This is a genomic window from Terrimonas alba (genome assembly GCF_042434975.1).
Lineage (GTDB): Bacteria > Bacteroidota > Bacteroidia > Chitinophagales > Chitinophagaceae > Terrimonas_B > Terrimonas_B alba.
Genome location: NZ_JBHMQM010000001.1, coordinates 1,185,032 through 1,203,406 on the forward strand (window position 1 = coordinate 1,185,032; position 18,375 = coordinate 1,203,406).

Here is an 18,375-nt window from a genome sequence, read left to right on the forward strand (position 1 = left end):
CCTTTGCGATTGCTTGATATGTTAAACTCCTTTCGAAATTTCGGAAGGAGTTTTTTTTATGAACTTATTTAGTTTTTAGGTACAACTTTTCGCTTCCCGGTCTCGTTTAGGTCTTATGGTAAGAAATTTACTGGCCCTTTTTTCAATGCTTGTTTCTGTTATAGCCACTGGACAATCCGGCGATGAAGAACTTATTAGCTGGAGCGCTGGTAAGAAATTAACCTGGGCTGATTACAAGGGTAGTCCAAAACCTGAGTCAGACGCGGTGGCATCAACAGCTACTTACCTGGGAATCGAATATAGTTTTAACAATAAAGGCTTTGGTTACAAAATCACCTGTAGTTTCTCAAAAACCCGGTCATGGGGTTCTCATAAAACAGATTATGTACTGGCCCATGAACAGGGACATTTTGATATTGCAGAAATTTTTGCCCGCAAATTAAACTGGCGAATGAGCGAATACCGGTTTAATAAAAATAGTTTTAAAACCGACCTGAAAAAGATCTATGATGATATAACTACGGAAAAGGAAAACATGCAAAACGAATACGACAAAGAGACCAATCATAGCATCAAAAAAGAGAAACAGGTAGAATGGTTAAAAAAGATTGGACAACTCCTGGCGGAATACCAGGACTTTTCAAACTATAATAAGTAAAAGGATCAGGTCAAACTCTTTTCTTCAAAATATTTTCCCTGTTTTGTTTTTTATGAAGAACAGCATAAATCACCAGCCTATTCCGGTCAGTATCCATCTTAAAATAAATGACATACGGAAATTTCTTAACGAACACCCTGCTTAGGTTCATATATACGGGCGCATATCCCTTTACCGGATCAGGCATGGAATCAATGGCCCTGACAACTTCGGTTTTAAATTTTTTACCCATTTCATACTGGCGGGATTCATACCACTCAATGGCGGATTGTATATCTGCTTTGGCGGAAGGAAGAAAAACAATATGAAGCGCCGGACTCAATCTTTCAGAAGTTCTGCTTTCAACGTTTCCCAATCAATGACATTATCCGGATTGGATTCATATTCCGCAATCCTTTCATTTAATACAGATGCATGTTCTTCGGGGATATCTTCAACCTCAAGATCAAGCAATTTCCGGATTGCTTTTATTACCCACTCATCTTTTGTTTTCAGAATTTCACGAATGATCTGTTTTTTATCTGAATCAATTGTCATGCGAAAACCTTTTACTAAAATTACAAAACTTGAAGTGAAGGAGTTATTGCAAACTATGAGGGTCTATTTTCATTTAGCTCCCCCACTCACTTCACAAAATTCAGCGTCTGTTTTTTATTCACTGTCCTTGCTCTTCCGTTAGCATCAACAACAGGATTTAAACGAGGGCCATCTAATGTTAACCTGTCCTTGATATTTTGCTCCAGGTAAGAGTTTTGAGGATCTGATGTCACACTGGTAACGGAAATTTGTCCATCAGGATTGATTTTATAATCTATCAGCACGAAATAATTTCCCTTTTTTATCTTACCGGAACTGAGTACTTCCGACTTTATGGTCGTAGTAATGGAATCTATATAAGCTTTCCAGATTTTATTATTGTCTTTGGGAAGAGCTTTTTCTGTAGCTGATGTTTCTGTGGACGTGGCCGAGATGGTATCTGTGTATACAATAGCCGTCGTATCCTGGCCAGCGGCAATAACCTTTTCTTTTTGTATAGCTATCGCTTCTTTTCTTATTGAGTCGGCTGTGCTTTTTTTTATAGAATCCTCGACGATCTTCTGGGCCATGTTTTCCTGGATTTTCAAACTATCACCTTTTCTGATCACAGCTCCCGTATCGGCTTTTAATTTACCCCCATACAAAGCTTCTTTTAAAGATTGGGATCTCGCTGAAAGAGCCAGCATAATCATTGAAAATAAAACTATCGCTTTCATATTCTTGTTTTGTTTGAACAAGTGAATTTTCTCACTCACAAGTTATTACTTTAAAGCAGATAGTTTGTCTGGAAACAGTTAAAATAATCCGTAGAGCTGCGCATCTACTTTTGAAATGATCTCCCCCAGGTCTTCTTCCTTCTCAGCAAATTTATTCTTATCAACATCAATGATCAATAGCTGACCTTCTTTGTAAGAATCAATCCATTTATTATAATATTCATTCAGGCGTTTCAAATAATCGAGCCGGATATTCTCCTCGTATTCTCTCCCCCGCTTCTGAATCTGTCCTACCAGCGTAGGTACCGATGCATTAAGATAGATCATCAGGTCCGGTGGTTGCACCAGGGTTTTCAAAGTTTGAAAGAAATTGAAGTAGTTATCAAAATCCCGCTTGCTCATCAGGCCCATCTCGTGCAAATTAGGCGCAAAGATGTTGGCATCTTCATAGATAGTTCTATCCTGAATAACGGTTTCAGTACCCTTTTGAATTTCGACCAGTTGTTGAAGCCGGTTATTCAAAAAATAGATTTGAAGATTAAAACTCCAGCGGGGCATATCCTCATAAAAATCCATCAGGTATGGATTATGATCTACATCTTCAAAATGGGGTATCCATTTATAGTGCTTACTCAGCATTTCAGTCAACGTCGTCTTTCCCGCCCCAATATTACCCGCTACCGCTATATGCTTTGGTTTCTTTGATTTTGCCATAATATCTGAAGTCAGAGGTTGGAGGTCCAAAGTAGGAAAGATAAATATAAAATTATCCCCACAATCCTTTCCATCCTTTTAATGTAATTCTGTATTTAAAAATATTTCATCCCCATGGCTTCTCTCACCAATTGAATGGTGATTTGTGCACTCTTGCGGGCTTTTTCAGCACCCATCTCTACCACCTGCTTTAAGTAGTTTTCATCCCGGTAAATGTTTTCTGCCTTTTCCCGTATCGGGGCAATAAACCTCACCATATCTTCTGCCAGTTGCTTTTTCATATCACCGTAGCGAATAGTACAGTTGCTAAAGTCGTTATCAAATTTCTTTAGCACCTCTTCATTGCTGACCAGCTTCATCAGCAAAAAAATGTTTTCGATATAGTCCGGCTTTTGCGAGTTCATTTCGGTAGGACCGCTATCGGTTTTGGCTTTCATTACTTTTTTCCTGATCAGGTCATCACTATCGGCCAGGTATAAAGTAGCCATTTGATTTTCACTTTTACTCATTTTTCCCGCCCCGTCAAGGCTGGGCACTTTCAGCAAATTTTCGCCGAAATTAAACGCTACCGGTTCCGGAAATACTTCTGTATAGCGCCTGTTAAACCGTTGAACATAGTTGCGGGCAATTTCCAAATGCTGCTCCTGGTCTTTTCCCACCGGAACGTATTTGGCCCGGTGAATAAGAATATCAGCTGCCATTAAAACCGGGTAGGTCAGCAGACCGGCATTAACGTTCTCCGGCTGCAATCTCACTTTATCTTTAAATGTCGGTGTCTTTTCTAATTCTCCTTTATAAGCCAGCATATTCAGCAGCATATATAATTCTGCTATTTCCGGTACACTGCTTTGTAGGTATAAAGCCGCTTTTTCCGGATTCAGTCCCGAAGCAATATTCTCCGCCAATACCCTCAAAACACTGCTCCGCAGTTCTTTGGTATCGGGGTGAGTAGTTAAAGAATGCCAATCCGCCACCATGAAATAACACTCATAATCTTCCTGCATTTTCACATAGTTGCTTAATGCCCCAAAATAATTTCCCAGGTGTAAGAAACCTGTGGGACGAATGCCACTCATTACTTTTTCTTTCTGCTTAGCCATAGGGCGGCGAAGATAAGAAAAGTGGGAAGTTGCCGGTTTCTTGTTCCCTGTTACCGGTAATTTTTGCAAGTTGTCAATTGCATATTGCAAATTGCCTATTGCGATTTGCAAACTATATTTGTTTAATGGAAGTAAATGATGCATTAGTGGAAAAGCTGGCAAATCTTGCCCGGTTGAAATTCAATGATGCTGAAAAGCAAGAGATTAAGAACGATCTGCAGCGGATGATCGTTTTTGTAGAAAAGCTGAATGAACTGGACCTGGAAAATGTTGAGCCCATGTTACACATGAGTGAGGAGGTAAACGTATTACGGGATGACGAAGTGAAAGGCTCGGTAAGCCGTGCCGAAGCGTTAAAAAATGCGCCTTCTCATGACGAGAAGTTTTTCAAAGTCCCTAAAGTAATAAAAAAATAGGGCCCGAACCGAAACCGGATTCCAACTTTCGGATTCAGCCCTCAGACTTTAACTATGAGCTCAATTATTCACCTGGAACACATCCGCAAGAACTATTACATGGGCAAAAATGTTCTTGAAGTCTTAAAAGGCGTTTCACTGGATATTTATAAAAACGAATACGTCGCATTAATGGGCCCATCGGGATCAGGTAAGAGTACATTAATGAACATTCTCGGTTGCCTTGATACCCCTACTTCGGGAAAATATATATTAAACGACCAGGATGTAAGCAAAATGCTGGATAATTCGCTGGCTGAAGTCCGGAATAAAGAAATTGGGTTCGTTTTTCAGCAATTCAATTTGTTGCCCCGTCTCACGGCAATGGAAAATGTTGCACTGCCGCTTGTATATGCAGGGATGAATAAGAAGCAACGCAATGAAAAAGCAATGCATGTACTGGACATGGTCAATCTTTCCGATCGAAGTCACCATAGGCCTAATGAATTGAGCGGGGGCCAGTCACAACGGGTAGCCATTGCCCGTGCATTGGTTAACGATCCGGCCATCATTTTAGCAGATGAACCCACCGGAAATTTAGACAGCAAAACCTCCTACGAGATAATGGACATTTTTGGGGAAATACATGGCCGCGGTAATACTGTCGTGTTGGTGACCCATGAAGAAGACATCGCCAATCACGCATTGAGAATTGTAAGACTGCGGGATGGCGTTATTGAAAGTGATACGCCTAAATCCCCTAAAGGAGGCTTTGTAAAAGTCACTGCTTAAACATCTTAATTGAAAATTTGAACAGGAAAGAATTCCAACCTGAACATAATGTCCTCTAAAATCTATACTAAAACGGGTGACAAAGGAACTACTTCGCTGATCGGCGGAACGAAAGTGTCCAAGGCTCATCTCCGGATTGAAGCATACGGAACCGTGGATGAGCTCAATTCGTATATTGGCTTATGCAAAGATCTTTTGACCAACAAAAACGGTATAACAATACTGCAGGAAATACAGGATCGGTTGTTCACCATTGGTTCAGCCCTGGCTTGTGATCCGGAAAAGGAAACCAAAATGAAAATTCCTGATCTGAAAGAAGAAGACGTTTTGCTATTGGAGAAAGAAATGGATGCCATGAATGATGTGCTTCCGGCCATGAAATCCTTTATTTTACCGGGCGGGCACCCGTCGATATCACACCTGCATATTGCCCGCTGTATTTGCCGCAGGGCAGAGCGTTGCTGCGTAAGACTTGAAATAGAAAAAAATGAAGTGGCGTCGATAATAGCGAAATACCTCAACAGGCTAAGTGATTATCTTTTTGTATTAGCAAGATATACCGGTCATTTACTGAACATCGCTGATATTCCCTGGAAACCCAGAATATAAAGTTTAATAGGTTTAAGAGGTTTAAAAAGTTCAAATGTTATCCAGGCGTTTGAAACGTTGGAACCTTCTGAATCTGTCAAACAATTTTCCCATCCTTCATATGCAATACCCGGTCACTAAGTTGAGCCAGCTCTTCATTGTGCGTAACGATCAGGAATGTCTGGTTGAACTTATTCCGCAAATCAAAGAATAAATGATGAAGTTCTTTTGCGTTGACAGAGTCAAGATTGCCGGTAGGCTCATCGGCCATTACAATATCCGGCTTATTGATCAGGGCCCTTGCTACAGCCACCCTTTGTTGCTCTCCGCCCGATAACTGGTTGGGCTTATTTTCCATCCGGTGAGCGAGTCCCAGCATCGTCAATAAGTTTACGGCTTCTTCCTTTACTTCACTCTTTTTTCTACCGGCCAGCCAACCGGGGATACACACGTTTTCAAGCGCAGTAAATTCAGGCAACAGATGGTGAAATTGGAAAACAAAACCGATGTGTTTATTTCTGAAAGCAGCCAGTTTCTTGCCGTTCAAAGAACTTATAGGAACATTGTTCATCGTTACCGTTCCGCTGTCGGCTTTATCGAGAGTACCCAGAATATGCAGTAATGTACTTTTTCCAGATCCTGACGGCCCTACAATACTCACCACTTCCCCCTTTTGAATGTCCATATCTACCCCCTTCAATACTTCTACTGTATCAAACTTTTTATGAATATTTTTCCCCGAAATCATGGCGTTAAATCCTTTTAAATTAATCAAATATCTATAAAATCACCCCGATGGGCAAAACAAGTCTGAAAGCCGCGCTGAACTTTAAGAAATTATTCAACACCCGCTGTACAACTAAGGATTTGGAAAATTCGTTAATACCGTTACATTTGCGAAAAAATGGGGTAATAACTTATCCTGAAATTCAGCTATTAACCAAATAAACCCTTCGAAATATGTTTTGGACATTAGAATTGGCCTCCTACCTGGAAGACGCACCATGGCCTGCTACCAAAGACGAATTGATTGATTATTCGATCCGTTCAGGTGCTCCACTTGAAGTGGTGGAGAATCTGCAGGAACTGGAAGATGAGGGTCAGGACGTGTATGAAACTATTGAAGACATCTGGCCTGATTATCCGACACAGGAAGATTTCTTGTTTAACGAAGACGAATATTAAGATTTTTGAACCGGCGGGTTCTGTAATAAAAAAATAAAGCCTCCATATTGGAGGCTTTTGTTATTTCCGCTCGTTTTATCTATTCGACACCTAACTTCTGCATTACTTCAGTACTAACACCCGTAGTTGAATAACCTCCGTCATGAAACAGGTTTTGCATTGTCACCATTTTGGTAAGGTCGGAAAATAGGGTTATGCAATAATTGGCACAATCTTCTGCCGTGGCATTGCCTAGCGGCGCAATGGCATTGGCATAATCATAAAAATCGCCAAATCCTTTTATCCCTGTTCCGGCAGTTGTCTTTGTCGGTGACTGGGAAACGGTGTTAATGCGAACTTTCTTCTCCACGCCATAGTGATAGCCAAAGCTGCGGGCAATTGACTCCAGCATAGCTTTGATATCAGCCATGTCTGTATAAAAGGGATAGGTACGTTGCGCTGCCATGTAAGTAAGTGCAACAACACTGCCCCATTCATTGATTGCATCCAGCTTTCTTGCGACACTTAACATCTTATGAAAAGACATGGCAGATACATCAATACCTTTCATAAAATACTCATAGTTCGATTCGGTATAAGGAATGTTTTTCCGGATGTTCACACTCATCCCGATTGAGTGCAATACAAAATCAATTTTTCCGCCCAGTATTTCCTGTGATTTTGTGAATAGTGTTGTTAACTCTTCAACGTTCGTTGCGTCGGCAGGAACAATTTCTGAACCTGTTGCTTCAGCGAGTTTTTTTATTTCACCCATGCGCATGGCGATAGGTGCGTTGGTTAAAACAAAAGTTGCTCCTTCCTCGTGTGCTTTTTCAGCTACTTTCCAGGCAATAGAATTTGCATCTAATGCACCGGTAATAATTCCTCTTTTTCCTTTAAGTAAGTTATAAGCCATCTCTGTTGATTTTGTGGCGGTAAAAATAGCGATAAATGGTTACTCAACGTTGACAAGAAATGCATAAACCCGGATCAGTAATAACAATCCGCCAAAGAATAACAGCAGGTTTATTAAAAATAATAAAACGGAATACCCGGTTATTTCCCAGCCCGTCTTACTTTCATTAATTTTTCTATTCAAAAAAATGAAGAAGTAATGCCCTGAAATCAACATCATTCCGACTATGATGAGAAATAATATAAGTTTGAAGACAGCTGGCATGGTTTCTTAAAAAAATTGAAATTTATGGTCTCTATTTCAATTCGCAACCATTTCCCTTGCATTCTCCAGGGCGGCAGCAGTTGGCTTTTCCCCACTCAACATTTTTGCAATAGCAGTAATTCTTTCTTCCTCAGCCAACTGGCGGATATTTGTTTTCACAACATCTTTTATGATCTCTTTGTACACAAAAAAATGTGCGTCTGCTTTACCTGCAATTTGGGGTTGATGCGTGATGCAGATAATCTGTCTTTTTGTTGCGAGATCTTTCAAAATAATTCCTACCTGTTTTGCGGCCTCACCTGAAATACCGGTGTCGATCTCGTCAAAAATCATCGTGGGAAGATCAATTGACTGCGCTACCAATGATTTGATACAAAGCATTAGCCGGCTCAGCTCACCTCCACTGGCCACTTTACGAACAGGCTGAAACTGTCCGCTCTTATTGGCATCGAATAAAAATTCGATAACATCCATGCCGTATTGATTCAGGCGATCCTCTCTTCTGCAATCAACTTTCAATTTTGCGTTGGGCATGCCCACCTGTGACAGCAATTTGTTCACGTTATTTTCTAATGGCTTTACCTGCTGCTTACGTACATCAGAAATTTTCTTAGCCTGTTTTGTTGCTTCATCTTTCAATCGCTGGCTTTCCTCTTCTTTTTGCCGGATAGCCTCATCTATATTCAATACAGCTTTCAATTTTTCTTCCAAACGCTTTTGAATGTCCAGCAGTTCGTTAGTGGTTTGCACACCATGTTTTTTGAGAAGCTTATAGCCAATAGAAAGCCGTTCATTTAATTGTTCAATTTTTTCAGGATCGTAATTAATATGATCACTGATGCGGCTAACCTCGTCAGCAATGTCCTGCAATTCGATTTGTGCAGATTGTATTCGTTGTATTAGCGGGGGAATATCAGGATGAAAAGACTGGTAAGCATTAAGCTGGTTAAACAAGCTCTTTATCTGGGGTACAACAGGGTTTTCACTCTCTTCCAGATCAAAATAGACTTTGTTTAAAGCTCCTTTAATGCCTTCGGCATGACTCAGCATCTTTAATTCTGCGTCAATATTTTCCAATTCATTTTCTTTGAAACCAGCCTCCTCCAGCTCATTGTACTGAAACTGGTTATAGTCAGCTTCTTTATCGAACTGCATTTTTTGCTTTTTTAATTCTTCGGCTTCATTATTCACCAGTTGCCATTGGTGAAATAACGATTGATAATTAGCCAGTAAATCCGAGTTGCCCGCCAACGCATCTATTACCTCTCTTTGAAAGTCGCTCTCTCCTATTTCTAACGTATCAAATTGCTGATGAAGATCCACCAGTAGAGAACTCAGTTGCTGCAATTGAGAAAGATTGACCGGGGTATCATTGACAAAAGCCCTGGACTTTCCATTTGTTCCAATTTCCCGCCGAAGCACCAGTTCATCTTCTGTATCAAGTTCATTTTCCTTTAAGAAAATTTTTATCATCGCTTTATTGTCAGGATAAAAAACGCCTTCTACTACACATTTTTTTTCTTTGTTTACCAACACAGCGGAATCGGCTCGTTCGCCAAGAATTAAACCCAAAGCCCCGACAATAATTGACTTACCGGCGCCTGTCTCACCGGTGATGATATTCAACTTTTTTGAATATTCGATTTCCAGTTTTTCGATAATCGCATAGTTATTTATTGTCAATCTCTGCAACATGAAGATGGAATGAATTAGGAAAATTTTCTAAACAAATGAGCAAATTAACTAAAGGCAAAAATATAACCCAATAAAAAACCCCGCCTTGCCAAAGCAGGACGGGGAAAATAAAAAAAAGAAAAAAATTATTTTATTTCTACGTTATTACTTAACTCTTCATCTACCAGGATACGGCCGCAGTTTTCACACACCATCACTTTTTTATGCTGTTTGATTTCACTTTGCTTTTGTGGAGGAATTGAATAAAAGCAACCACCGCAAGCATCCCTTTCAACTGGTACCACTGCTAAACCATTACGGTAGCTCTTACGAATTTTTTCATAGCTGGTTAATAAACGGGCATCAACATGCTGTCTTGCATCTTCAGCCAATTTAGCAAAGTGCTTTTCTTCCTTTTCATTAGCCGCGATGATTTTTTCCAGCTCACCTTTTTTGTTGGATAGCGTTGCTTCCTTATTACCAATATTCTTCTTCGCTCTTTCCAATAAAACAGCTTTCTCAGCTATTTCTTCGGTGGCGTCTTTAATATGCTTTTCGGCGAGTTTTATTTCCAACTGCTGCATCTCCATCTCTTTGTTAATGGCTTCAAACTCACGGTTGTTTTTTACATTATCGCTTTGTTTCTCGTATTTTTTTACCAACGCTTCAGCTTCTTTAATAGCATCCTTTCTTTGCTGAATAAAATCAGTCACGCCGTTGATCTCTTCTTCAATACGTGTTTGACGTGCATGTAATCCCTGGATTTCATCTTCCAGATCAGCTACCTCCATAGGCAGCTCACCTTTCAAAATCCGGATTTCATCCATCTTGCTTTCTATCTTTTGGAGAGTAACTAAGGAAGTCAACTTTTCTTCAACAGAAAATTCTTTAACGTTTGCCATTGTTTTATTTGAAGTTTAAGGCTTCAGAAGTAATAAACCGGATTGGTTACCACTTCTGTTTTAAGGACGGCAAAGGTAGGGAATTTTTCTACTAAAATTTCCTGCAATAAGTTAATGGTAAACTGTTCGCTTTCGTAATGTCCGATGTCTGCAATAATCATTTGGCCATTTGCATCGAAAAATTCGTGGTATTTGATATCTCCGGTAATGTAAATGTCCGCTTTTAAATTTAACGCATTGAAAATCAAAAAACTGCCTGCCCCTCCGCAGACCGCTACTTTGCTTATTGGTTTGCCCCTGAGATTTGTGTGCCGGACCAATGGTAAGTTAAAAACTGATTTTAAATGCTTTAAAAAATTGATCTCATCCATCGGCGATTGGAGCTCCCCGATTACACCTGAACCAGTTTTTGGATGAGCATTTGCCAACGTAACTATATCATAAGCCACTTCCTCGTAGGGATGTGCAGATTTCATAGCCCCGACAATTTTTGCTTCCAAATAGGTTGGAAAAATCACTTCAATTTTTAACTCTTTTTCCTGGTGTTGTTCTGAAATTTTGCCAACAAATGGGTTTGTACCCGGTCCTGCTTTAAATGTACCCCAACCTTCTGCGTTAAAACTGCACTCGCTATAATTTCCAATTTGTCCCCCACCGGCATCAAAAATTGCATTTCGGACCTGCACTGCTTTGTCAACAGGCGCAAAAACAAACAGCTTTTTTAAAATATTTTCTTTAGGAGCAAGAATGGAGACATTTTGCAAGCCTAACATTTTTGCCATCCTGCCACTCACACCCTCAAGTATATTGTCGAGGTTAGTATGAATAGCATAAATGGCAATATCATTTTTTATAGCCTTTATAATTGTTCTTTCAACATAACTTCTCCCATTGATCTTTTTAAGCCCCTTGAAAATTATAGGGTGATGTGCAATTACGAGATTGCAGTTTTTTTTACTTGCTTCGTCGATTACTTCTTCAGTGGAGTCCAGGCAACAAATAACTCCACTGCACTCCCATCCCGGATCGCCTGTAATGAGGCCTGCATTATCATAACTTTCCTGGAGAGACCGATTAGCTATTGATTCCAAAAAAGAAATTAATTCGGCTATCAGCATATAATCATTTTTAAAAAGAGTACAGCAAGTTAACCATTTGAACAAATGTGGGCTACACTAATAAAATTTCTTTCAACTAACTTTGGAAAGATGACTAACCGCATTCTCAGTAATCTTCGGGAAAAAGTAGAAGTTGCGCTGGGCAAAACTGAATTCCAGCCAGTAAGCCGTTATCAAAAAGCCAAGCATTCCTGGCGGGTGCAGAGGACCATAAAAGATTACATCCGTAGTGCAATTTTGGTGACACTGGGCGTATTGTCTGCTGGTTTTGGATTAAAAAGCTTTTTAATACCTAATAACTTTATCGATGGTGGAGTAACGGGTATCTCCCTTCTGGTAAATACAAAAACGGGAATTCCTTTCGCGGCATTGATCATCATCTTTAATTTACCCTTCATTTTATTGGGATGGCGACAAATCAGTAAAGGGTTCAGCTTGAAAAGTGTTGTTGCTATCACTTTGCTGGCACTGGCTGTCGCAGTCATTCCCTATCCTAAGATGACAGACGATAAATTATTGGTGGCCGTATTTGGTGGATTTTTTCTGGGGGCCGGTATTGGTTTCACTATTCGCGGCGGAGCAGTGATTGATGGCACTGAGATCCTGGCTATATTTTTTAGCCGCAAACAAAGCCTGAGTGTTGGCGACTTTATACTTGCTTTTAATATCCTTATCTTTTCTGCAGCGGCTTATCTTCTTTCTGTCGAAATAGCGATGTATGCCATGCTTACTTATTTGGCCGCATCGAAGACAGTTGACTTTGTTTTGGAAGGAGTTGAAGAATTCACCGGGGTCACTATTATCTCGAACAGAAGTGATGAAATAGCTGAATTTATCAAGCAGGGAATGGGTCGGGGTCTTACTATTTATTCGGGAAGAAGAGGCTTTGGCAAGAGAGGTGAAAACTTTGTGGCCACCGATATTCTTTTCACAGTAGTGACCAGGTTGGAAATAAGCCGGCTTACGAATGAAATAGAAAAAATCGACCCTAACGCTTTTATCGTCATGCAAAGCATTCGGGATACTAAAGGAGGAATGGTAAAAAAAAGACCGCTAAAAGAATAACAGCGCTGGAAATCTCAGGATACTTAACTTTACTTCCGTTTTTGATTCTGAAGTTAATAGCCTCCGCTTTATTCATTTAATAAACAACGATGCTAAAAAGAACCAAAGGTCGCATTCTACTTACCCTTTTAGTAGTTACAGGCTTCGCAGGAACTTTAAAAAACAACACTCTTACTTCCCAGGAAAGAAAATTTTTCATTACCAATTTCAAGGACACCAGAACCGAACTTTTAAAAACGATTAAAGGACTATCGCCTGGGCAGCTTAATTATAAAAAGACTGCTGATCAATTAAGCATAAAGGAGTGTTTTTACCGATTGGTTGCGACAGAAGAATATTTATGGAAAAAATTTGATGCATCAATGGCCTTGCATGTTACGCCGGAAAGACGTGCTGACGTTATTTTAAGCGATGAAGCAGTTCAGCGATATGTTTACGAAAATCCCAAAGTCAGTAATACCCTTTTAATAAGGTCGTCACCAAGTACTTGGGAATCAATGGACAAGGTGGTTTCAGCTTTTAAATTTTCACGGGCCAAGCGGCTTAAATACCTGAGAACGACCACAAGTGATATTCGAAATCATTTTACACATCTTCCATTTGGCTGGCTCGACAACTATCAATTGATCATTTTTATTCAACGCAATACAGACCGGTATTTTCAAAAAATCAATGCATCAATGAACCAGCCTGGTTTCCCGGCTAATTGATTCTTTTTCATGATTTAACTGTTTTGGCCTAAATCAACTCAAAATCAGGTTAAACTACTATTGTGTATTTCGAAGGATAACCTTAAATTGGCGACACAACTTAACCTATGAGAAAGATTATTTTCCCCATTCCTGCTTTATTATTCTTCCTCATGACTGTTGGCTGTAAAAAAACGGTCGATAAGATCAAGGAAAATGCTGTCATTTCAGCAATGACGGATGGGCAATGGGTAATCACGAGTTTCAAAAAGGACGGAGCAGTTATCACTTCGGATTTCACAGGTTACAAATTTCAATATTACAGCAACAGAACCGTCGATGCCATAAAAAACGGGGTGGTCGAAAAAACAGGAACATGGGACGGAGATGCCACAACGATGACAATCACGGCAAATTTTTCCAATTCAGTTCCCCCACTCAGTTTACTCAATGGCGTCTGGCATGTGGATAACAACAGTTGGACTTATGTAGTAGCATCTCAAAATACCACCACGGAAACCAAATCGTTGCGATTAGAAAAATTATAAGCCCCACCGCTGATAAGAGTAATTATCACGTTTTATCTATAATTCTTACGGAAAACCCGATCACTTAGAAAAGATATTTTATTTTCGTTTTACCCTAAATAATTTTTTTCGGCTAAGGCCGTTCTTAGGTAGCAAATAAACCCAAACGTACTGAAAACTCAATTTTACAATACTCTCAGGAAAACGCTAATTGTTTTCATATTTGCTATCTCCGGAATGCCTAATGCTTTTGGACAAAATCCTGTTGCTAATTTTACAGCCAACACTACATCTGGTTGTGCTCCCCTGGCTGTAAAATTTACCGATCAATCAAGTGGCAATCCCACCGAATGGAATTGGGAGTTCAGCAATGGAACATTATCCAATGCGCAAAATCCCACTGTTTCTTTTGCAACTCCCGGCACTTACTCTGCGAAGCTGGTTGTACGAAATGCAAACGGCATAGACCAAATCGAGAAAATCGACTATATAACGGTCTATCCTTCGCCCATTGCAGACTTTGACGCCAATATACGGCTTGCTTGTGTACCTGCTACTATCAGGTTTACTGACCTTTCATCATCGCCTGTAGGAACGATCGCCTCCTGGGAGTGGGAATTTGGAGATGGTGGTACTTCCTCACAACAAAATCCTTCACATACGTATGCCAATACAGGCTTTTACACTGTAACCTTAAAGGTGATCAGCAGCAATGGTTGCGAACGCAGAATTTCAAGAGGTCGGTACATACGGGTGGTAGATGGCGTCGAAACAAATTTTAATTTTTCTGATCCAAGCTCTTGTAAAGCACCTTTTACCGTTAATTTTCAAAACCAATCCAGCGGACCGGGTAACATTACTTATACCTGGAACTTCGGGAATGGCCAAACTTCAACTGTAAAGAATCCGACGACAATTTATAATACTCCCGGGACTTACAACGTTCGCCTTAATGCAAGAAGCGACCTCGGCTGCTCGGGATCAATACAGAAAGCTGTTACCATTACGCAAACCAATACTGATTTTTCCAGTCCTTCAACGATTTGCCTGGAACAACCGGTAACATTTCAGAATAATTCTTCCGCATCTCCCGTGACGTCTTCCTGGAATTTTGGCGATGGAACAATGTCTGCACAAATAAACCCGATTAAAACTTTTTTAACTGCCGGAACGTATAACGTTAAATTGATCAACAACTATAGCAGTTGTACTGACTCCATCACAAAAACGGTGACGGTAATAAACAAGCCTGTTGTGGATTTTACCGCAAATGATAGTGCGTCCTGCCAGGCGCTATTTAATGTTCAGTTCACGGATATGACACCCGGTGCTACTTCCTGGTTATGGGATTTTGGCGATGGCACCACGTCTTCCTTGCAAAATCCGACCCATCAATACAACAGTTTGGGAAATTATACTGTTACATTAACTGCAGGAACTTCGGCCGATTGCTCTAATACGATCACTAAAACTGATCTGATCAAAATCGGGGAAACAACCGTTTCAATTAATCGTGCCAGCGGATGTATACCTTTTACCTATACTCCGAAGGCGACAATACAAACTTTAGATTCAATAGCCACTTATTTATGGGATTTTGGCGATGGAACTACTTCCAATGTAAAATCTCCACCGCCACACAACTACCCGACCGAGGGAAAATATACCGTTTCACTTACGGTAACTACAGTAAGTGGTTGCACAAAAACGGTGACAGTGCCAAACGCCGTCGTTGCCGGGACGCCTCCACAGGCAATAAGTTTTACAGCAAACCCGATTGATGCATGTGCCAGCGAAACCATATCTTTTTCCGGTCAGGCAATTACTTCTCCTGGCGCCGATGTTGAATGGAATTGGGATTTTGGTGATGGGACGACAGGTAGTGGTCAAAACACTACGCATTTGTTTAAGGAAACAGGTATCCTAACGGTTACCCTGACTGTCTCAAACAATGGTTGCCCTACATCGTACGCCTCAACAGTAACCATTCGTCCTCCAATTGCTAAGTTTGAATACTCAGTAAACTGTACCAATCGATCTGTGAGTTTCAACAATACCAGTTCTGTTGACGCCGCTGTTAGTCCATTGACGTATTTATGGCAAATGGGAGATCCTGCCAATACCCAATTTACTGTAGCAACACCCCCGGCTTTTACTTATCCCGCGCCGGGAACGTATAATGTAACGTTGACAATTACGAATGGTACTTGTACACACACGGTAACAAACCCGGTTACCCTTGTTGATGAAAAGGCCGATTTTACGATAAATGAAAATCCTGTTTGTAAAAGTGCTGTATTTACGCTAAGTTCCATAAACAACAATGCAGACAATATCACGAATTACGAATGGACAGTTGGTTCAACTGTACTTGCTGAGACTGATCGATCGGTGAGAGATCGACTAACAACCAATGGAACTTACGATGTAAGTTTGACAATTACCGACATAAACGGATGCACAAATACTAAAACTATTGCAAATTATATAACTGTCTATGGTCCGAGTGCAAGATTTGAGCCTGTAACTACCGGCGGATGTTTGAATAAGGCGGTTACATTTAATGATCTTTCCACCCCGGCTCCTGCTTCCGCAGCAATTGTAAAATGGGAATGGAATTTTGGCGACAGCACGCCAGTGCAAACATTTAATGCACCTCCGTTCACACATGTCTATACAAAGGCCGGCAGATTTCCGGTTACATTAGTTGTGACCGATGCCAACGGGTGTACAGACCGATATAGGCTACCGGGCAATCTGCTGATTACAAATCCACAGGTAGGTTTTCGGGCTGACACCTTTTATTGTCCACAATCGCCACTTCAATTTGCAGATACTTCTTCAGGCGCAGGACTAAAATATTTGTGGGACTTTGGTGATGGTAGTACTTCCAACTTGCAAAATCCAAGACATAGTTATCCTGCCGGGGATGCGATATATTCAGTCAAATTGAAGATTACTGACATCTCAGGTTGTGAAGATTCGATTACAAAAAGTGATTACATAAAAATCAGGAGTCCGAAGGCAGCTTTTGACATACAGGATACGACAACTATTTGTCCTCCGTTGCGAACCACTTTTACTTTTAAGGGTTCCGATTACAAGTCATTCCGTTGGGTTTTTGGAGATGGGGGCAGTAGTACTTTACAGAATCCAAGCTATTTTTATGGCGACTATGGACACTACACGCCTAAGCTTTATTTGACTGGTCCGGGAGGATGTGTAGACTCAGCCCAGGCTTCTGTGTCCCTTTACGATCCTGAAGCATTTACCAAAATTAATTATGGACCGGTGCCGCCTACCTGTAACTCGCTGAATGTAGACTTTAACCTGGTGGTACCGCCTTCGTTTAAGTTCATTTTCTATTTCGGTGATGGAGCGGCTGATTCTTCCGGTGCAACAACATTGAGCCATTTTTACTCACGACCAAGTTTCAACCGCCCCAGGATAGAGATTATTGATACAATCTCTGGATGCAGGGTCGTAATAAATGGCGGGCAAAGAATTGATATCCTCGGTGCTATCCCACTATTTGGAAAGGATAAAAAAGAGTTTTGTGACGAGGGTGTCGTGAAATTCAAAAACTTCACCACCAAAAACGACCCTATTGTTTCCTCAGTTTGGACATTTGGAGATAATACAACTTCCACTGATCTGGAGCCTTCACACAATTTTACTCAACCTGGTACTTATGTCGTCACACTTACTGTTACCACTCAAAATAATTGTACCAAGTCTTTTTCAGATACAGTATTTGTCTATAGAACTCCCACTGCCTCTATTCAAAGCAGGGATACGATATGTCTTAATGTCGCTGAGCCAATCAATGGCGTATTAACAACTGCGGATACGCTTACCAAATGGCAATGGAATTTTGGCAACGGGCAAAGTTCATCTCAGCAAGGTAATAGCGTTATATATAACAGTTCAGGAGGCTTTCCCATTCAGCTGGTAACAACCAATAAAATTGGCTGTAGTTCAACTGCAACAAAAAACATCTACGTAGCTCCTTTACCGACTGCTGTTCCCGTACAGGAGCCCACCACCATTCTCGTTGGTTCCGGCGCAAATATCCTGATGAATTACACAGGAAACATTACCTCCTACAACTGGATGCCCGCTACAAACTTAAGCTGTACGGATTGCCCGTCTCCGTATGCGAATCCTAAATGGTCTACAAAATATACTGTGCAAATCGAGGATAACTATGGTTGTAAAAATTCTGGCGATGTGACGGTTGTGGTAGTCTGCAATAATCAAAACTTTTTCATCCCGAATACTTTTTCTCCTAATGGTGATGGACGAAACGAAGTTTTTTACCCAAAAGGGACCGGATTATTCAGGATAAAATCGATGAGAATATTTAATCGCTGGGGACAAGTGGTATTTGAAAAGAAAGATTTTGCACCCAATGATCCCTCAGCTGGTTGGAATGGCATGTATAATGGAAAACCTGCCAGCCCGGATGCCTTCATCTATACCATGGAAATACTATGTGATAACAACGCCGTTATACCTGTAAAAGGAAACGTAACCCTTTTAAGATAGAAATACTG

At 40.6% G+C, this 18,375-nt stretch carries 19 protein-coding genes; 9 read left to right on the top strand and 10 right to left on the bottom strand.

Annotation, left to right across the window (positions count from 1 at the left end; all coding sequences use genetic code 11):
• The first annotated feature begins 115 nt into the window (after positions 1-115).
• Positions 116-658 (top strand): DUF922 domain-containing protein, encoded by a 543-nt coding sequence (locus tag ACFEL9_RS04630; RefSeq protein WP_385886544.1) that lies wholly within the window; start codon positions 116-118, stop codon positions 656-658.
• Between the two features lie 10 nt (positions 659-668).
• On the opposite strand, the gene ACFEL9_RS04635 is transcribed toward ACFEL9_RS04630, so the two are convergent.
• From ACFEL9_RS04635 to trpS, 5 genes are all read right to left on the bottom strand, one after another.
• Positions 669-980 carry a type II toxin-antitoxin system RelE/ParE family toxin gene (locus ACFEL9_RS04635; RefSeq protein ID WP_385886546.1) on the bottom strand — a complete coding sequence of 104 codons (312 nt, stop codon included), beginning with the start codon at positions 978-980 and terminating at the stop codon, positions 669-671.
• Positions 977-1,195 carry an addiction module protein gene (locus tag ACFEL9_RS04640; protein WP_385886548.1) on the bottom strand — a complete coding sequence of 73 codons (219 nt, stop codon included), beginning with the start codon at positions 1,193-1,195 and terminating at the stop codon, positions 977-979. The genes ACFEL9_RS04635 and ACFEL9_RS04640 overlap by 4 nt, the downstream gene beginning before the upstream one ends.
• A gap of 86 nt (positions 1,196-1,281) precedes the next feature.
• A complete protein-coding gene (locus tag ACFEL9_RS04645; protein WP_385886549.1) occupies positions 1,282-1,911 on the bottom strand; it encodes a hypothetical protein in 630 nt (209 codons plus the stop codon).
• Between the two features lie 78 nt (positions 1,912-1,989).
• Entirely contained in the window at positions 1,990-2,625 is a 636-nt protein-coding gene (locus ACFEL9_RS04650) for a deoxynucleoside kinase (RefSeq protein ID WP_385886551.1), read from the bottom strand.
• A 95-nt stretch (positions 2,626-2,720) separates the two neighbouring features.
• Positions 2,721-3,836 carry a tryptophan--tRNA ligase gene (trpS, locus tag ACFEL9_RS04655; RefSeq protein WP_385886552.1) on the bottom strand — a complete coding sequence of 372 codons (1,116 nt, stop codon included), beginning with the start codon at positions 3,834-3,836 and terminating at the stop codon, positions 2,721-2,723.
• Positions 3,837-3,850: 14 nt separating this feature from the next.
• Between trpS and gatC the strand changes: the two genes are divergently transcribed.
• The 3 genes from gatC to ACFEL9_RS04670 are packed head-to-tail and all read left to right on the top strand — an operon-like array spanning position 3,851 to position 5,521.
• Positions 3,851-4,141: an Asp-tRNA(Asn)/Glu-tRNA(Gln) amidotransferase subunit GatC gene (gene gatC / locus ACFEL9_RS04660; RefSeq protein ID WP_385886554.1), complete on the top strand. Its 291-nt coding sequence runs from the start codon at positions 3,851-3,853 to the stop codon at positions 4,139-4,141.
• Between the two features lie 54 nt (positions 4,142-4,195).
• Entirely contained in the window at positions 4,196-4,912 is a 717-nt protein-coding gene (locus tag ACFEL9_RS04665; protein ID WP_385886556.1) for an ABC transporter ATP-binding protein, read from the top strand.
• 48 nt (positions 4,913-4,960) lie between these two features.
• The gene (locus ACFEL9_RS04670) at positions 4,961-5,521 is read left to right on the top strand and encodes a cob(I)yrinic acid a,c-diamide adenosyltransferase (RefSeq protein WP_385886557.1); all 561 of its coding nucleotides are present in this window, start codon (positions 4,961-4,963) and stop codon (positions 5,519-5,521) included.
• A gap of 76 nt (positions 5,522-5,597) precedes the next feature.
• On the opposite strand, the gene ACFEL9_RS04675 is transcribed toward ACFEL9_RS04670, so the two are convergent.
• Positions 5,598-6,248 carry an ABC transporter ATP-binding protein gene (locus ACFEL9_RS04675; RefSeq protein WP_385886559.1) on the bottom strand — a complete coding sequence of 217 codons (651 nt, stop codon included), beginning with the start codon at positions 6,246-6,248 and terminating at the stop codon, positions 5,598-5,600.
• Between the two features lie 212 nt (positions 6,249-6,460).
• Here ACFEL9_RS04675 and ACFEL9_RS04680 point away from each other — a divergent pair, with 212 nt between their 5' ends.
• Positions 6,461-6,685 (top strand): DUF2795 domain-containing protein, encoded by a 225-nt coding sequence (locus ACFEL9_RS04680; protein WP_276500069.1) that lies wholly within the window; start codon positions 6,461-6,463, stop codon positions 6,683-6,685.
• Positions 6,686-6,764: 79 nt separating this feature from the next.
• On the opposite strand, the gene ACFEL9_RS04685 is transcribed toward ACFEL9_RS04680, so the two are convergent.
• The 4 genes from ACFEL9_RS04685 to ACFEL9_RS04700 all read right to left on the bottom strand — a co-directional run bounded on the left by ACFEL9_RS04685 (position 6,765) and on the right by ACFEL9_RS04700 (position 11,538).
• A complete protein-coding gene (locus tag ACFEL9_RS04685; protein WP_276500068.1) occupies positions 6,765-7,580 on the bottom strand; it encodes an enoyl-ACP reductase FabI in 816 nt (271 codons plus the stop codon).
• Between the two features lie 300 nt (positions 7,581-7,880).
• Positions 7,881-9,539, bottom strand: a complete 1,659-nt coding sequence (gene recN, locus ACFEL9_RS04690; RefSeq protein ID WP_385886561.1) for a DNA repair protein RecN — start codon at positions 9,537-9,539, stop codon at positions 7,881-7,883.
• Between the two features lie 125 nt (positions 9,540-9,664).
• Positions 9,665-10,420, bottom strand: a complete 756-nt coding sequence (locus ACFEL9_RS04695) for a zinc ribbon domain-containing protein (protein ID WP_385886563.1) — start codon at positions 10,418-10,420, stop codon at positions 9,665-9,667.
• A 23-nt stretch (positions 10,421-10,443) separates the two neighbouring features.
• A complete protein-coding gene (locus ACFEL9_RS04700; RefSeq protein ID WP_385886564.1) occupies positions 10,444-11,538 on the bottom strand; it encodes a Nif3-like dinuclear metal center hexameric protein in 1,095 nt (364 codons plus the stop codon).
• Between the two features lie 90 nt (positions 11,539-11,628).
• On the opposite strand from ACFEL9_RS04700, the gene ACFEL9_RS04705 reads away from it, so the two are divergent.
• From ACFEL9_RS04705 to ACFEL9_RS04720, 4 genes are all read left to right on the top strand, one after another.
• Positions 11,629-12,603, top strand: a complete 975-nt coding sequence (locus ACFEL9_RS04705; RefSeq protein WP_385886566.1) for a YitT family protein — start codon at positions 11,629-11,631, stop codon at positions 12,601-12,603.
• Positions 12,604-12,692: 89 nt separating this feature from the next.
• Positions 12,693-13,313, top strand: coding sequence for a DinB family protein (locus ACFEL9_RS04710; RefSeq protein WP_385886568.1), 621 nt, complete (start codon positions 12,693-12,695; stop codon positions 13,311-13,313).
• 107 nt (positions 13,314-13,420) lie between these two features.
• Positions 13,421-13,840, top strand: a complete 420-nt coding sequence (locus ACFEL9_RS04715; RefSeq protein ID WP_385886569.1) for a hypothetical protein — start codon at positions 13,421-13,423, stop codon at positions 13,838-13,840.
• A 216-nt stretch (positions 13,841-14,056) separates the two neighbouring features.
• Entirely contained in the window at positions 14,057-18,367 is a 4,311-nt protein-coding gene (locus ACFEL9_RS04720) for a PKD domain-containing protein (RefSeq protein ID WP_385886571.1), read from the top strand.
• Positions 18,368-18,375 lie beyond the last annotated feature (8 nt).

Excerpts from the sequence above, each read along its gene's own strand:
- ACFEL9_RS04665 (WP_385886556.1), top strand. The coding sequence starts at position 4,196 with ATGAGCTCAATTATTCACCTGGAACACATCCGCAAGAACTATTACATG.
- gatC (WP_385886554.1), top strand. The coding sequence starts at position 3,851 with ATGGAAGTAAATGATGCATTAGTGGAAAAGCTGGCAAATCTTGCCCGG.
- ACFEL9_RS04640 (WP_385886548.1), bottom strand. The coding sequence starts at position 1,195 with ATGACAATTGATTCAGATAAAAAACAGATCATTCGTGAAATTCTGAAA.
- ACFEL9_RS04680 (WP_276500069.1), top strand. The coding sequence starts at position 6,461 with ATGTTTTGGACATTAGAATTGGCCTCCTACCTGGAAGACGCACCATGG.
- ACFEL9_RS04645 (WP_385886549.1), bottom strand. The coding sequence starts at position 1,911 with ATGAAAGCGATAGTTTTATTTTCAATGATTATGCTGGCTCTTTCAGCG.
- ACFEL9_RS04710 (WP_385886568.1), top strand. The coding sequence starts at position 12,693 with ATGCTAAAAAGAACCAAAGGTCGCATTCTACTTACCCTTTTAGTAGTT.
- ACFEL9_RS04695 (WP_385886563.1), bottom strand. The coding sequence starts at position 10,420 with ATGGCAAACGTTAAAGAATTTTCTGTTGAAGAAAAGTTGACTTCCTTA.
- ACFEL9_RS04700 (WP_385886564.1), bottom strand. The coding sequence starts at position 11,538 with ATGCTGATAGCCGAATTAATTTCTTTTTTGGAATCAATAGCTAATCGG.
- ACFEL9_RS04650 (WP_385886551.1), bottom strand. The coding sequence starts at position 2,625 with ATGGCAAAATCAAAGAAACCAAAGCATATAGCGGTAGCGGGTAATATT.
- ACFEL9_RS04720 (WP_385886571.1), top strand. The coding sequence starts at position 14,057 with ATGCCTAATGCTTTTGGACAAAATCCTGTTGCTAATTTTACAGCCAAC.
- ACFEL9_RS04630 (WP_385886544.1), top strand. The coding sequence starts at position 116 with ATGGTAAGAAATTTACTGGCCCTTTTTTCAATGCTTGTTTCTGTTATA.
- ACFEL9_RS04670 (WP_385886557.1), top strand. The coding sequence starts at position 4,961 with ATGTCCTCTAAAATCTATACTAAAACGGGTGACAAAGGAACTACTTCG.
- ACFEL9_RS04715 (WP_385886569.1), top strand. The coding sequence starts at position 13,421 with ATGAGAAAGATTATTTTCCCCATTCCTGCTTTATTATTCTTCCTCATG.
- ACFEL9_RS04675 (WP_385886559.1), bottom strand. The coding sequence starts at position 6,248 with ATGATTTCGGGGAAAAATATTCATAAAAAGTTTGATACAGTAGAAGTA.
- ACFEL9_RS04705 (WP_385886566.1), top strand. The coding sequence starts at position 11,629 with ATGACTAACCGCATTCTCAGTAATCTTCGGGAAAAAGTAGAAGTTGCG.
- ACFEL9_RS04685 (WP_276500068.1), bottom strand. The coding sequence starts at position 7,580 with ATGGCTTATAACTTACTTAAAGGAAAAAGAGGAATTATTACCGGTGCA.
- recN (WP_385886561.1), bottom strand. The coding sequence starts at position 9,539 with ATGTTGCAGAGATTGACAATAAATAACTATGCGATTATCGAAAAACTG.